The organism is Rufibacter tibetensis, from assembly GCF_001310085.1.
Classification (GTDB): Bacteria; Bacteroidota; Bacteroidia; order Cytophagales; family Hymenobacteraceae; genus Nibribacter; species Nibribacter tibetensis.
Genome location: NZ_CP012643.1, coordinates 3,390,481 through 3,406,986 on the forward strand (window position 1 = coordinate 3,390,481; position 16,506 = coordinate 3,406,986).

7 protein-coding genes are annotated in these 16,506 nt (G+C 43.3%); all 7 read left to right on the forward strand.

Annotated features, from left to right (window positions below):
- The first annotated feature begins 890 nt into the window (after nt 1–890).
- A complete protein-coding gene (locus DC20_RS13930) occupies nt 891–3,119 on the forward strand; it encodes a fasciclin domain-containing protein (protein WP_062544390.1) in 2,229 nt (742 codons plus the stop codon).
- 28 nt (nt 3,120–3,147) lie between these two features.
- Nucleotides 3,148–6,426 carry a SusC/RagA family TonB-linked outer membrane protein gene (locus tag DC20_RS13935; protein WP_062544391.1) on the forward strand — a complete coding sequence of 1,093 codons (3,279 nt, stop codon included), beginning with the start codon at nt 3,148–3,150 and terminating at the stop codon, nt 6,424–6,426.
- Between the two features lie 30 nt (nt 6,427–6,456).
- A complete protein-coding gene (locus DC20_RS13940) occupies nt 6,457–7,956 on the forward strand; it encodes a RagB/SusD family nutrient uptake outer membrane protein (protein WP_062544392.1) in 1,500 nt (499 codons plus the stop codon).
- A 20-nt stretch (nt 7,957–7,976) separates the two neighbouring features.
- Nucleotides 7,977–9,635 (forward strand): fasciclin domain-containing protein, encoded by a 1,659-nt coding sequence (locus DC20_RS13945; protein ID WP_062544393.1) that lies wholly within the window; start codon nt 7,977–7,979, stop codon nt 9,633–9,635.
- 109 nt (nt 9,636–9,744) lie between these two features.
- Entirely contained in the window at nt 9,745–11,202 is a 1,458-nt protein-coding gene (locus DC20_RS13950; protein ID WP_062544394.1) for a fasciclin domain-containing protein, read from the forward strand.
- Nucleotides 11,203–11,327: 125 nt separating this feature from the next.
- On the forward strand, nt 11,328–14,444 hold the full coding sequence (locus DC20_RS13955) for a SusC/RagA family TonB-linked outer membrane protein (RefSeq protein ID WP_218918706.1): 3,117 nt from the start codon (nt 11,328–11,330) through the stop codon (nt 14,442–14,444).
- Nucleotides 14,445–14,480: 36 nt separating this feature from the next.
- Nucleotides 14,481–16,163, forward strand: coding sequence for a RagB/SusD family nutrient uptake outer membrane protein (locus DC20_RS13960; protein WP_062544396.1), 1,683 nt, complete (start codon nt 14,481–14,483; stop codon nt 16,161–16,163).
- Nucleotides 16,164–16,506 lie beyond the last annotated feature (343 nt).

The window sequence follows — 16,506 nt, forward strand, 5'->3', positions numbered from 1 at the left end:
GGGTGTTTTTAAGAAAGTGGTCATAAAGAACAGAAGGAATTGGGGGCTTTTTACCCTTGTGAGGCCCACAATCAAGACCGAATAGAAATCTTTTTCTTTCCTTGTAATGCCTGCAGTATATATTATATACTGGTTAGTTATAGAATTTGATAATTTTAAATCAAACCACAAGCTTATTCTTATAATTGTAAATGCGTGTAGGTAGGTGGGGAGAAAAAAATAGAAATAATAAGAATGAGCAGGATAGTGCAGGACAGTTGTGTCATGCTTGGTTATTAGCTTTATGACATAAAGAATTAATTAAATTACAAAAGCTTCTTAACCCTTGATATTTGAAAGTATGACGAAACTCTACTAATCTAATCAGCCTTGTTTGAGATGGTAGCGCAAGTGCTCCACTTTGAGACTCAAACAGAGGTGACCAAAAACTACAAGGCAGGGGAGGGTGGCAATTGCAGTGTAAATTAGTTTGCAGAATCATTGCCACTGCAGTCAAAGGCTTTCTAAGAATGGCCTTACCCGTGAAGGCAACTCGTTGCTTGGCACCTTACCTTGATTAACCTAATCTTCTTTCGATTGTGAAACCAGAGCTAAGTGGTAGTTTCTGGTTTGAAATACTTTATCCTGACATACTAAGGGTAAAGTCAATTTTGCCGTTTAGGGCTAGTTCTAACCTAGGGTAGGGTTTTTAGTTGGATGACAATAGTTTAAAGGTGTGTTGCAGGGCTGTTGGCAGAATGAGAGGAGTCCTGATGGCTTGTTCCAAAGCCTTAAAATTGAATTTGATTTGTATACAATAGCTGTGGCCAGAGAAGGTGATTTCTTATTGTGTTACCAACAATGATTTCTGCTCACAGCACAAAACAGAGCTTTAAGCATTAACCAATATTATGATTAAATCTACAAAAGTTGTATTGTACTTCCTGTCGCTTTTAGTTCTCTTGACTAATTGCAATGACAAAGATGAATATTACGCAAGACCTGAAAACCTGGAGCCCGCTATTTACCAGCAACTAGAAGCCAAGGGTAATTTCAAAAACTTTTTAGCCCTGATTGATAAGGCTGAGTACAAAAGCATCTTGAGTGCTGCCGGGTATTGGACCCTTTTTGCACCCAATGACCAGGCATTCACCAAATACTTTGCAGCAAAGGGTATTTCTGGGGTAGATGCCATGACGAAGGAAGCAGCCATCCAGATTGTTTCCTACGCTCTGGTTTATAATGCTTTCATGACCGACCGACTTGATGATTATCAGTCAAACACCGGTTGGATGGTAGACCAGGCGTTCAAGCGCAGAACAGCTTATTATAAAGGTGTGTATACTGGCCCTGCAAGAGTTGGAAACCAAGTATTACCTAACCAACATATCATTTCTGGTAATAGACCCGGCAACTACGTCTTTGCTGATAATAACAATAAGTACATCCCGTACTTTATGCAGATCTTTTTTGCAAATCAGCAGCTTTCTGGGTCAGACTATAATTTCTTCTACCCTGGCTCCAACTGGAACGGTACCATGCATGTGGCTAATGCGAAAGTGGTTACCCCAAACATTATCGCTGAAAATGGTGTGATCCATGAAATAGACGAGGTCATTCTTCCTTTAGAAAACATTGAAGAATATATGGCCGGTAAATCTGAATACAGTGTTTTTAGAGGGCTTTTTGAAAAGTACATGGTATACTACCAGGAGAATGCTGAGGCAACCGCACGAAATAAAGTGTTAACTGGGTCGGCGAATCCTGTATATGCGAAGATTTATGATGGTCTGTTGGAGTTCGCTTTGAATGATGAAGGATTTGAAGTACGAGGCGCCAACCGCCAGAACAACGAAGGCCAGTCTAATACCTATACCATTTTTGCTCCTAAAAATGATGTAGCCACTAATTATATTAACAATGTGCTGCTTCAGCATTACAGTTCACTGGATGAAATGCCTATTGAGATCATCCGTGATTTCTTAAATGCCCATATGTTCCCTTCGGCAGTATGGCCTTCCAAATTCAGACAGGCACCTCTCAAAACCAGTGAGGAAGCCAGAATAGATCCTGGCAGCAACGTGGTAGATGCAAAAATTCTGAGCAACGGTTTCTTTTATGGCACCAACAAAGTGCAGGAAGCCAATGTATTTCATACCGTTTACGGAAAAGCTTACCTTGATCCAAAGTACTCTTTAATGATCAGGGCATTAGCCGGGTATAAAGAAAGCCTTACCCTTCCTAATGTTAAGTACACGCTGTTCCTGATTTCCAATGACGTCCTGACTGCCGCCGGATTCTCCTGGGATACCCGATTCAACTACTGGGTGTACACACCGCCTACCGGAGGCGCAACCGTAACAGGGCCCCAAGCCTTGGTGCGCCTTCAAAGAATCATTGATCAGCATATTGTTCCGGCAGGTGATAACAGAAATACAGTATTCAGTGACCTAAGTGGAGAAGGCATCATCCAGACCTTTAGTGAAGAATACATTAGATACAATAACAACAAGGTGTTTGCAGCCGGTAATGTAGACAAGCGAGAGGTAGTTAATCTAACTGGGCCGGTACAGGCCAGCAATGGTGTTGTCTATTATGTAGATAAGATTCTGAATTTTTCTGAATTGAAACCAAGCCAGCACATTGCGGCCAATCCTCTATTCTCTCATTTCTTCAATTACCTCAGAAACTCCTCTCTGATGTATGATGCTACTACTCTTGATGTGAAAGGAACCACGGTAGGAACACCTTATACTTATCTGATTCCTACCAATGCCGCCATTCAGCAGGCAGTGAAGGATGGTATTTTGCCTGGTGCCGTAGCAACAGGGGTACCCAACTTTAACCCTACCACCGCCCAGCAGCGTGAGCAGGTAGCCAACTTTATCCAGTACCATATCATCGCCAAAGAACAGGTGCCGGCTAAAAACCAGCCTGAGGACCCTAGAGGGTATGAAACTCTTTTCCAGGATGTAAATGGTAATGTAGGTATTGTAGGTGTTTCTTATGTAGCTGGACAAATGGTGATTACTGATGCCCATAACAGGAAAGCGAACGTCATCAAGGCAAACAGTAATGTTTTGTCAAACAGGGCCATCATCCATCAGCTTGACAACTACTTACGGTACCGGGATAATTAAGAATTTCGATAGTCTATAGATTATAAATATGAAAAGATTTTTAGGGAATTTCTCTTGTTTCTTTCTCTCTGCAGTTTTAGTCTTCTGCAGTGTGTTAGCCAATGCTCAAGATGGGCAAACTATAATCAGAGGCACTGTAACAGACAAGGTTACAAAAGAGCCATTGATAGGAGTGTCTGTGTATGAGATAGATAACGAAAATCGTACCCTTTCCGGGGTGAGCACTGATATCAACGGCAGTTATGCTCTGAGGATGAAAAGCCCTCAGAACAAGATCGTGGTCTCCTACATTGGTTACAAGAACATGACGATCAATGTAAACAACAGATCTGTTATCAATGTGCCCCTGGAGTCTACCATGAACATGCTGAATACGGTTGAAGTTATCTCTCAGCAAAAAACAAGCACGGGGATGATGGACGTGGATACCCGAAACCAGACATCTGCTATCAGTACCATTGATGCTACGAAACTGGCTGAGTTACCCGCTGCCTCCATTGATGAAGCCTTGCAGGGCCGATTGGCAGGGGTGGACATTGTGGCAAGCACAGGTGACCCGGGAGCGGGTATGCAGATTCGTATTCGGGGTACCTCTTCCATCAACTCTTCTTCTGAACCGTTGATTGTAGTAGATGGAATGCCTTACGACATTGAAATTGCCTCTGACTTCAACTTTGCCACTGCAGATGAGCAGGGGTATGCCCAGCTTTTGAACATTGCCCCTTCAGACATCAAGGAGATATCAGTGTTGAAAGATGCCGCTGCTACTGCTATCTGGGGTGCCAGAGCCTCTAACGGGGTACTTGTTATCACCACTAAAAGAGGTAGAATAGGAAAGCCAGCGGTAAATTACGCCTTCAGAGGATCAGTAACCAAACAGCCAGATCCGCTTCCAATGCTAAGTGGCGACCAGTACTCCCAATACATTCCGGAAGCGTTCATGAACAGAACAGGAGCTCCTCTCAGACCAGATGTAAAAGAGTTTCAGTATGATCCAAATGACCCGTATTGGTACCACAACTACAATAAGAACACTAACTGGATTGACGAAATCACGCAGTTAGGTCATATCCAAGACCATAACGTTTCATTATCAGGTGGTGGTGATAAGGCCAGGTACTATACTTCTCTTGGTTTCTTCAAGCAACGGGGTACTACAATAGGTACTGACCTTTCCCGTATTTCGGCCCGGATCAACCTGGACTTTACTGTATCAGACAGAATCAGATTCAGAACAGACTTATCTTATACCCACCTGGACAACAATCAAAATTACGCTAAAAATCTTAGAGGCATAGCATACAATAAGATGCCTAACATGAGTGTGTATGAATACAATGAATTTGGGGAACGCACGCCTAACTATTTTTCCCCAGCTAATAACGTGCAGGGGGGATTTAGCGGGTTAAATGGCAGAGGCGAAATAATTGGTACCCTCAACCCTGTAGCCATGGCGCTCGCAGGTATCAATAGACAGCTAGGTGAACGTATTATTCCAAAGTTCAACCTACAGTATGATATTTTGCCAAGCGTATTAATGGCCACTTCTGATATACAGTTTGATATTAATAACACCAAAACAAAAATGTTTTTGCCACAGACGGCTACTGGCAGACCTTGGACAGAAACAACTGTAAACAGGGCCTCAGATTCAGACTCTGACCGGTTTAGTGTGGTTACAAAATCAAACCTGCTGTATACCCCTAGATTAGGTGACAACCATAGCCTGCAAGGTATTTTCTCTTTCATGACCTTTGATGCCCGTAATGAGAGTTATGGGGTTCTGACTTCAAACACCGCTTCAGCTTATCTGCAAGACCCTTCTATTCCCGCCAGAATTCAGGGAGGTGAACACCAGTTAGGATCTGGATCTTCCCAAACCAGAAGCGTTGGAGCATTGCTTTCTGCACAATACGGATTCATGGACCGCTACATTGTGAACGTTAGTGTTCGCCGCGACGGAAGTTCAAGATTTGGAGAAAACAACCGGTACGGGACCTTTCCTGCCGTGTCTGCACGCTGGAGAGTATCTGGTGAGAACTTCATGCAAGGCGTGAAATTCATCAATGACTTAAGTTTAAGAGGAAGCTACGGGGCAAGCGGTAATGAGCCACGGGCGGCTTACGGGCACTATGATCTTTATCAAAACTATAACTACAACTACCTGGGTATGGCTGGTTTATACCAATCAACCTTGAAGTTGAATAACCTGAAGTGGGAGCAGGTATTGCAGTCAAACGTTGGTATCAACCTGATCATGCTGGACCAACGTGTTTCTATTGATGCAGATATCTATAAAAGACGCACGAAGGACATGTTCTTCCAGGATCTGCTGATTTCTTCCATTACAGGTTTTACGGATATAGATATGAACGTAGGCACCATGGATAACATGGGGTGGGAGGTAGGATTAAACCTGACAGCTTACAAAACAAAGGACTTGACGGTTGATTTTGGTTTGAACCTTTCTCAAAACCAGAACATGATTAGAGAAATATCAGAGTTCTACCCACGTGAAAGAGGGAACCTGAATGCAAACGGGAACTACCTGATCACTATTCAGGAAAATAACCCATTTGGCTCCTTCTATGGCTACAAATTCAAAGGCGTTTACAAAGATGCTGAATCTACCATAGCGAAAGATAAAAACGGCAATGCTATCATAGGACCTAACGGGCAGGTGGTACCCATGCGATTTGGCTATCCTACAGTAGACTATGTATTTCAGCCAGGTGATGCCATGTATGAAGACATCAACCATGATGGAAACATTGACTACAAAGATGTAGTGTACCTGGGTAACGCAAATCCTAGACTTACCGGTGGCTTTGGCCCAACCGTAAGATACAAGAACTGGAGATTGAACATGTTCTTCAACTTCAGATACAAGTATGACATTGTTAACCAGACCAAAATGTACACCGAGAACATGTATGATTTCTCCAATCAAAGCACAGCCATCCTGAGAAGATGGAGACGCTCAGGAGATGTAACAGACATGCCTCGTGCTTTGAACAACATGGGATATAACTGGTTGGCCTCTGACCGCTACGTAGAGGATGGCTCTTTCCTGAGATTTAAAACAGTTACCGTTAGATACTATTTGCCTAAGCACCTTATCCAGAGACTCAGAGCAAATGATTTGAGCTTCTATGTGACAGCAAACAACCTGTTTACCTTCACAAACTATACAGGCCAGGATCCGGAAGTAGGTCTGGCAGGTGGTGATCCGTTCAGAATAGGGTTTGATACCTCCAGAACTCCTCCGGTGCAAACCCTGACCCTGGGTTTTGATGTGAGGTTTTAAAGTATTGTTTTTGATTAAGAACAAAATAGAATGTTAAAGAAATACACATATAAAGCAGCGCTGGCACTTCTGATTTTAGTTTCCAGTTCATGTGACAGCTGGTTGGATCTGAAACCTGAGAACGGGATTGTTGGGGATGAATTCTGGAAAACAAAGGAGCAGGTAAACTCTGCCGTAACCGGAATCTATTCTTCTATGTTGGATCCAGATTTAGCGGAAAAGCTTTTTCTATGGGGTGAGTTGCGAGCAGATATGCTCCAGGCTAACACCGGTATCCGGTCATATGAGTTGGAGGTGATGAACGGGAACATTGTAGATACAAACCCGCTTTCTAACTGGAGGCCCTTCTACAGAACCATCAACCAATGTAACACTGTGATAGAGCGTGCCCCCGGTGCGCTGGCAGAAGACAGGACGTTTACCCAGGAGCAGTTGAATGCCTATTTGGGGGAAGCCTACGCCATACGGGCGCTTATGTATTTCTATTTAGCCCGTAGTTTTGGAGATGTTCCGTTAAAACTAACAGCTACCATTAGCGATGACCAGGCTGTTGCTTTGGCTAAAACAAGCCAGGCGAAGGTGTTGGATCAAGTGGCAAACGATTTGTTAAAGGCGGAAGAGTTAGCTGTAATAACCTACGGCAACAGTACTTTCAACAAGGGTCGTATCACTAAGTACTCTGTAAATGCCATTCAGGCAGATGTGTACTTATGGAAAGAAAAGTATGATAGCGCGATTATTGCTACAAATAAAATAATCAATTCAGGACAGTTTGGACTAGTGCAGGGGGTAAATAACCCGCAATGGTTCCAGCAACTCTATGCTCAGGGGAATTCCAGTGAGATCATTTTTTCACTGCAATTCAACCAGCAACGGACAAATCCTTTCTTCCCTATGTTCAGCACAGTTACAGGCAGAAGATTTGTAGCGGCATCTCGCGTATTGGAAGACGTTTTTCCTCCTGATCCAGTTGATGTCTTGAATGCAGATATCAGGGCAAATGCTGCGGTAAGGGTTTCAACAGGTGCCGTATGGAAATATCTTGGCCTCACAGAAGAAGAGAGCAGAACCCAGGACCAATCTTTTGCGCACTGGATTTTCTACCGCTATGCAGATGTACTGCTGATGAAGGCCGAGGCGCTGGTGGCCCAGGATAATGGAAAAGGAGAAGAAGCACTGGAGCTGATTTACAGAGTAAGACGACGTGCTAACGCTCTTCCAGGAACAGATAATCCAGACATCAATCCTAATTCCATGAGAGATATGATTGATTTTATTCTGGAAGAACGTGCCCGCGAATTCGCCTTTGAAGGTAAACGCTGGTATGATGTTTTAAGAAATGCTAGAAGAGCTAACTACTCCCGCCAGGATTTGTTAAACCAGATGGTCATCGATAGTGCTCCCGCTGACAGACAGCAATCCATTCTGAATAAATATAAAGATCAGAATAGTCATTACTGGCCTATTTTCCAGTACGAGCTTACTACCAATAAGAGCTTAGAACAGAATCCTTTCTACAAAGGCAGATAATTATCTTAAATAATTTTATTATGGGAAACTCAATTTTTGCCAAAGCCTTGAAAGCTAGAATAATGGCTTTTAGCCTTGTATTGATAACCTTTTTGTCTGGCTGTGAAAAGGAAGTATTAGATATCAATACAACCAGCGACGTGAACATGCTGGGTTATTTTGAGAAAAACGCGGAACAATTCTCCAGTTTGGTGAAAATTCTGGAAAAGACAGAGGTAGCCGGTTTCTTGGCAGCCTATGGTTCTTATACCCTGTTTGCGCCCACAAATGAAGCCATTGATATCTTTCTAAAGGAGAAAGGCGCCACTTCTGTTGATCAGCTGGAAACAGATGAGCTTAAGCGGATAATACGGTTGCATCTTTTGGAAGATACTATTCCTACTTCAAGTTTCACGGATGGAAAGCTCCCTAAAATAACCATGTTAGGGCAGTATGTTATCACTGGAGCAGAGTTGGAAAATGGTGTTTCCAGAACCCGGGTAAACAGGCAGGCAAACGTGATAACTGCTAACATAAGGGTTGGAAACGGAATTATCCACACTATTGACCGTGTCTTGCAGCCCGCCAGCAAAACAGTAGCTCAAATGCTGGAAAGCAACCCTGAGTACTCCATTTTTACGGCTGCTTTGAAAGCGACAGGTTTATTTAACCAGCTAAACACAAGCACCAGTGGAACCTGGTACACTGTATTGGCCCAGAAGAATTCAGTCTATCGGAGCATGAATATCAACAGCTTTGAAGACCTGAAGGCAAAGTATTCGCATACGGGGAATCCAGCTGATAAAAGTGATAGCCTTTACCTGAACATGGCTTATCGCATTTTAAATGACAGTAAGTACCTGGCAGATTTGGTAACAGCTCCTTCCCATGTTACACTGGCTCCACAGGAGGTCATCACCTCCAAGCTGATAGGTGAACAGATATTGATTAACGAAGATGTTTTTAACGGTGTGTTGGAAGAAGGTGCACTGGTTGACAGAAGAGCCAGTGACAATACAGCAACCAACGGAGTTCTGCATGATGTAACAGAAAATTACCAGATTAAAAAGAGAAACCCAGTGCGGGTTTATTTTGACCTGGCAGATCAACCAGAAATTAGAATACTTCCGGCATTTAGAAGATTAGGAGCGCCTTTAGTAAGATTCCCGGTTGGGTCTTTTAAAGATATTCATTTTGAAGGCTCCAATAACCCCACCATTACATACCAGCCTGGTTCTGCCGGGAACTCAGACGGATATGCTTTTGGAGACTACTTAGAGGTTAGGATGAGTGCGAACGTAGCCAGGCTGGTAGAATTTACTACTCCTACTATTGTGAAAGGAAGATACAGAGTATGGGTGGCTTACAGAACCATAGGAAGATCAGCGCCCTTACAAGTATATTTTAACAACCAAGTGCTGCCAAGAACCATTGATATGACGCAATTTTATCCTGGCGGAAACGAAAGAGAATTGTTGGCCCAGGGTATTAAGCGCTATATAGCCGATTCACCAGGTAACACCATGGCAAGGCTAGCCGGTACCATCACGGTAGAAACAACCGGAAGACACAAAATTAAATTCATGGGCCTTACAAATGACATCGGGGTCCACAGGATTGATATGATTCAGTTTATTCCGGAAGACCAGGACCAGCTATATCCTAAAGTAGCAAGGGATGGTACCTTGGTTCAGGAATAGAATTGCCTAGCAAGAAACTTTAAGTTTACCCTATTAGGTACACTGGCAGTAATGGTTAGAACTGCCAGTGTACTCTAAAGATGATTTTGTCTATAATTAATCAATAGAAATGGACGTATTTAAAAAATTGCTGATGCTCGCATTAATCCTGGCAGGTTTCTCAGCCTGTAAAGATGCTTGGGAGGATCATACGAAGTTGAATGACCCTGCATTGAGTAGTAACTTAATGCAGGAGATTAGCATAAACCCTAGGACTAGCCGGTTTAGTGAATTGCTTGTTCAAACAGGCTTATCTGAGGTGCTGGGATCTTCTAAATCATTCACAGTTTGGGCCCCTTCAAATGAGGCATTGCAGAATTTAGATCAGAATGTTCTCAATAACCCAGACAGGTTAAAGCAGTTTGTAAGCAACCATATCAGCTATCAGCAATATTTTACCCATACTACGCTGCCTGCTTCGTCTCAGATTAAGACGTTAAGCGGAAAAAATATTTTCTGGAATAAGTCAGCGGGTACGGTAGATGGGGCAAGAATCGCAGTCGCAAATTTGTATGCCGGTAATGGAGTATTGCATCTAATTGATGCGCCTCTTACTCCCCGCTTGAATTCCTGGGAGTTCCTGATCGGTACCAATCTTAGTCCCCGCCAGAAAGCCTACATGCAATCTTTGGAGGAAAGGGTTTTTGTAGATAGTCTAGCAGTACAAACAGGAGTAGATCCAACGACCGGAAAACCTGTGTATGATCCTGCTACCGGCTTTGTACAACAAAACCAATTTTTTCAACGGGTATATAATATAGCCAATGAAGATTCTGTCTATACCTTCATCATGCTGACAGATGAAGCTTATACTGCAGAGTTTAACAGATTCCAGAAGTTCTTCGCCACCAGTACTGCTGATAGTACCAATGCGCTGACAAATTGGGCAGTAACTAAAGATCTTGCCTTCAGAGGAATCTATACAAAGGAGACTTTACCGCAGACTCTGGTTTCCAGATCTGGCGTGCAGGTAAGTATCAATAAGAATGCAGTTGTACGTGAAGAGCGTACCTCTAATGGGATAGTGTTGTTGGTAAATAGCCTTACTGTTGCAAACCAGGAGAAAATCAGGCCAATCAGGGTAGAGGGCGAATCCATCTTTGACATTAGAGCCTCACGGTTAAGTCATCCTGATAGAGCAGGCAATGTCTCCATTCAGACAAGAAGAAGCGCAATACCAGGTGAGACTTTCAGATACCTTCGTGCTACTGGTCACGGCATCTCTGGTTTATGGTTAAGGTATGTGATTCCAAATGTGAACTCAACCAAGTACAAAGTTTATTGGAGCGTCATTAATGATTTCCAGGCTGCTTCTTTTAATCAAAGATTAGTACTTGGAACACCAGATGCCACAGTATTCCCCTATAAAGCTGTAGAGGCTTCGTCTTTGCCCGTGCGTCAGGAACTGGGAGAGTATTCAGTGGCTAAATACGGCAATTTAAATGCCTTCCTCAGAAGTGCCATGTCTACTAACAATGCACTCAATCCGCTTACCCTGGATTACCTGGAATTAGTACCGGTATTTTAATAACTTAATAGCGAAGGAATTACATGAGTAATTTTTATAAAAGAATTAAAGAGTTATCATTCCTTTTGGCTCTGGCCAGTACACCTGTTTGTGCTTTTGCTCAACAGACAGATTCAGTTCAAACCGTGTCTGATACTGTAGCGGTTGCCCGTAAACCAGTGGGTGGTGTAATGATAACAGGTACTGTAACAGCAGCGGCAACTAAACTCCCATTGGCTGGAATAAGTGTGAGTATACCTGGTTATTCTGCTGCGCTAACAGATGATAAAGGTAATTTCTCCCTCTCTGTACCCTCCACTGCGTCTACCCTTACCTTAGAAGGAGAAGGCTTTCAGCGGAAAGAAGTGCCAATAAAGGGGAGAAGCAATTTAGCGGTGAGTCTATATGAAGGAAACTTTACTTCTATTTATGATTTAGCAGTTCTACCCAACAGCATCAGTAAGCCAATCAACCAGGTAACTGGGGCAGTAGTGTCATTAGATCCTATTCAACAGAAGTGGAGTACCTCTGCTGAATCGCCGGAGAACTATCTGCAGGGAAAGGTGGCAGGCCTTAATGTGGTTCGTAGGTCTGGTACTCCCGGGATTGGGGCCAACCTTTTTTTAAGAGGCTATTCTTCTCTGTTTACCACTAACCAGCCCCTGATCATTGTAGATGGTATGATCTACGACATGAACGATTATGGTGGTTCCATCATCAAAAATCACTTCACCAACCCACTCTCTAACATTGACATCAAAGACATAGACAACATTACAGTTATCAAAGACGCTGCTTCTATTTATGGTTCAAAAGGAGCAAACGGGGCAATTTTGATTACCACTGGTAGGGCCCAGGAGTTGGCCACGAAGATTGACTTTGCTACTTACGCAGGCGTAAACCTGACGCCCAATCTTATTCCGGTAATGAATGCCTCTAATTACCGCATTTATTTATCTGATGTATTAAAAAGCAGTGGGCTTACAGATAATCAGATCCAGGCGCGGCCCTACATGAATGATGATGTTTCCCGCCTTGGCTATTATACCTATCATAATAATACTAACTGGCAGGAAGAAGTATTAAAAAGAAGCTACAGCCAGAACTATTACATGCGGGTAGTGGGTGGTGATAACATTGCAAAATATGCCTTATCACTTGGAGTATTGGATAGTGACGGCATTGTCCAAAATACAGGTCTCCAGAGGTATAACACCTTGTTTAATGCAGACCTGAACATGACGCCAAAGCTGACGGTAAATTCAAATCTTGCCTTTACTTACAGCGAGCAGAGTTTGGCTGACCAGGGCATCGCTCCGAGTACAAATCCTATCTTCTTAGGATTGATCAAGGCTCCGTTCCTGTCTAAGAATGAAATATCAGACGAGGGTATCACTTCTCCAAACCTTTCTGATACTGATGTATTTAACGTGGGTAACCCCTCTGTTTTAACCAGCAATATCCAAACCAAAGGAATCAACTACCGGTTTTTTGGCTCCGCTAAATTCAACTATGCCTTTACTAAAAATCTGTCAGCCAGCACCCAGTATGGTATTACCTATGATAAAATACGGGAGAGTTTCTTTGTGCCACGCAGAGGAACAAGCGCAGAGCAGTTGGAAAATGCAATTGCTGAAAGCAGAATGGGGGCACAGGTACAAAGATTGTTTGCCACGTTCAGTGACACCCGGCTTGCCTATACCAACACTTTTAACAACATACACAGTGTTGACGGCAGCATAGGCTTTAGATACAGTAAAAACGAAAGTGAATCTGATACTGGTTTAGGGTATAACTCAGCCACAGATGAATTAAGAACGATTAATACCGGAGCTGCTGCCTTACGCAGAGCAGGTGGTGAGATTGGAGATTGGCTTTGGTTGAACTATTATGCCGGTGCTAACTATGGCTTGTTAAGCAAATACTTCCTTTCTTTTAATGTGGCAGTAGATGGTTCTTCCCGCTTCGGGAAAGAGGCGAAAGACGGCATTAGCTTGTTCAATAGAAAGTTCGGGGTATTCCCATCTGTGGGTGCTGCCTGGCTTGTTTCTTCTGAAAACTTTATGGCTGGCGTAGACTTCATTGATATGCTGAAGCTGCGTACCACCTACAGCATAAGCGGTAATGATGACATAGGGAACTATACCGCCCGCCAATACTATGTTTCACAAAGCCTTTTGGATTTCCAGGGTTTGGTAAGGGGCAACATTGGCAACCCAGCCTTGCAATGGGAAACCAACCGTAAGATAAATGCTGGAGTAGATCTGGGTTTTTTCAATGAAAGGCTTTCTGTTAGTGTAGATGCCTACCGTAACGTGACAGATAACATGCTGGTGCGTGAACAACTGATCTCTGCTACCGGATTTGATTTCATGTTTACCAATAACGGTAAAATGTTGAATAAAGGCCTTGAACTTTCTTTAAACAGCCGCCTTGTTAACACGGGCTTCTTCAAATGGGACCTGGGTTTGACACTTTCCAAATACAAAAATGAAGTTACGGACCTGTCTTCTGATCAGTTCATAACTCAGTTTGCGGGTGCCAATATTCTTACCAGAGTGGGCCAGGAAGCAAACTTATTCTATGGTTACAAAACAAATGGTGTTTACACAACTAATGAAGAAGCTGCCCAGTCAGGACTAAGAACCAGAACTCCAAGTGGCGAAGTAGTAGCTTTCCAGGGGGGAGATATGCGTTTTGTTAACTTCAATAACGAGGGTGCCTCTATGGGGGTGATTGACGAAAGCGACATGGTAGTAATAGGAAATCCTAATCCTGATTTTACCGGCATGTTTAACACCCGCCTGGAGTATAAGAGGTTCTCCCTTGATACCTACTTTACTTTCAGCAAAGGCAACGACATTTATAATTATACTAGAGCACAGTTGGAATCTGCTTCCGGAACTGCTAACCAAACAGATGCTGTCATTAACAGATGGAGAACAGACGGCCAGGTAACAGATATGCCAAGAGCTAGCTGGGGAGACCCCGTAGGTAACGCCCGTTTCTCTGACAGATGGATTGAAGACGGCTCTTACCTGCGTTTAAGAACCCTGACCTTGAAATATGACCTGCCGCTGAACACTAAGTACATTAAATCAGCCTCCTTCTATGCTACAGGTAACAACTTGCTGACCTTCTCTAAATACAAAGGATATGATCCTGAGTTTAGCGCCGGAGAAACCATCTTTGCCCAAGGAATAGATGTAGGGATGATTCCTCAGTTTAGATCAGTCCTGCTGGGTGTAAGAATAGGTCTGTAAGCTATAGAGTTCATAAAAGCATTAAGTTAGTAACACATGAAAAATAAATTTATCAGGTCCATAGCTCGTGTAGTGCCCATTGTTCTTCTTGGCTTAAGCACCTTCTCCTGTAGCGATATGCTTGATATAGCGCCTGAAACTACATTAGATGAAGGGCAGGCCTATCAGAATATCTTTGATGCAGATGCGGCGGTAATTGGAGTATATGGCAAGTTCATGAATCTGGCAGAACGGCACGTTGTCTTAAACGAGCTTAGGGCTGATCTGCTGAATGTGACTCCAAACGCAGCTGGTACTCCTGATCTGCTGCAGATCAATTACCACACAGTACAGCCAGAAAATAGATATGCTGATCCAAGGCCTTTCTATGAAGTAATCATCAACTGTAATGATGTTCTGCACAACTTCAACAAGATGGTTAGTGAGAACAAGATCACCAGAGATGAGTACAACCAGCGGTATTCAGATATAGCGGCCCTTAGAAGCTGGGTGTACCTGCAATTAGGTATTCAGTACGGGCGCATACCTTATATCACAGCCCCATTAGCAAAAGTAGATGACCTGACAGACCAGTCTAAGTTCCAGAAAGTTGAATTTGAGGTATTGCTGGACAGCCTAATCTCTGTGACTGAAAAGATACCGCACAAAGACCTGTATCCTACTGGGAGTTCCCTTATGACCAACATAGGAGGATTCAATACCCAAAAGTTTTTTGTGAATAAGCGTCTGGTGTTAGGAGACCTGCATTTATGGAAGGGCAACTATACCCAAGCCGCTACACACTACAGAGTGATCATGGAAACAGGAGCTGCCGACGCCTCAAGAGGAGCCAGGTTCTATGACCAGTATAAAGTAAGCTGGAGCAACCCCTTTAACCATTCAGTAGGTTTTAATGGTAGCCAGACAAACGTCTGGAACTATGAGTGGGTATGGGATTTGCCATTTAGCCCAAATTTTAGCCCTACAAACCCGTTCATCAGGTTATTTGCGAATGCAGGAGGTTCTTATTTACTAAAACCTTCACAGACTGCCATTGATAAATGGGCAAGTCAAACTAGAAACAATTTAACCCCAGGTGATAACAGGGGTGAGTGGGCTGTCACGTACCAATTGGGGCAACCGGTAGTAGGAAAGTATCTGCAGAACTTTAATGCAGCCCTGCCTTTTGAAAACAGAGGCAACTGGTTTCTGGCACGTGCCTCACTGGTACACCTGCGGTTTGCTGAAGCAGCCAACCGGAATGGTCACTCCAAGCTAGCAGAGGCCTTTTTGCAACGTGGTATCAAGGCTAATTTTACTGATCCCAACCTTCCCACAACAAATCCAGACGTAACTAATACCCAGCAGACCTTTTTACCGGCCCCGTACAATTTTGATGCCCGCGAAGGAACATTTCCTTTCTTCAGGGGAGATTGGTACCGCCACATTGGCCTGAGAGAAAGAGCAGGTTTGCAAATCGTCAACTTCAACGTTCCTGGTGCGCAAGAGCCTTTAATGATTCGCATTGAAAATGCTTTGATTGATGAAGCTGCACTTGAGTTGGCTTTTGAAGGCCACAGATGGCAGGATTTATTGAGAATTGCCAGGAGAAGAAATGATCCGGCTTTCTTAGCAGATAAAGTGTATGATAAATTAATCAAAGCAAATGACCCAAGAGCAGCAGAGGTAAGAGCAAGATTAATGGATCCAAATAACTGGTACCTACCTTTTAAGATGTGATAGCTAAATGGTCATTAAAGCAGAAACACCTTAGTTGATATAGCAGTTTAACCTGCGTACTTTGAGGTCTGTTTAGATCTACTAAAAGCGATGATCTTAAACCCTGGCATGTACTGCACTTGCCAGGGTTTTTTTTCTGCTGCACGGGAGAAACGGGAAATATTGTGGGGTGATTATAAGTAGCGGCAAAATCTACAGTCCTGCTGCTGTGAAAATTACCTTCACAGGTTGCCTTTCCTGAATACCTAATTATTTGTTGTAACATCTGTTATAAGGCTGTTTTTTGAATAATGGCTTCAAAACGCATTCTCCTTTTCTTCTGAACAGGCAGTAAGCCACATCT

Bases quoted from the DNA above. Each gene is read 5' to 3' on its own strand.
- DC20_RS13940 (WP_062544392.1), top strand. From the start codon at position 6,457: ATGTTAAAGAAATACACATATAAAGCAGCGCTGGCACTTCTGATTTTA.
- DC20_RS13945 (WP_062544393.1), top strand. From the start codon at position 7,977: ATGGGAAACTCAATTTTTGCCAAAGCCTTGAAAGCTAGAATAATGGCT.
- DC20_RS13935 (WP_062544391.1), top strand. From the start codon at position 3,148: ATGAAAAGATTTTTAGGGAATTTCTCTTGTTTCTTTCTCTCTGCAGTT.
- DC20_RS13950 (WP_062544394.1), top strand. From the start codon at position 9,745: ATGGACGTATTTAAAAAATTGCTGATGCTCGCATTAATCCTGGCAGGT.
- DC20_RS13960 (WP_062544396.1), top strand. From the start codon at position 14,481: ATGAAAAATAAATTTATCAGGTCCATAGCTCGTGTAGTGCCCATTGTT.
- DC20_RS13930 (WP_062544390.1), top strand. From the start codon at position 891: ATGATTAAATCTACAAAAGTTGTATTGTACTTCCTGTCGCTTTTAGTT.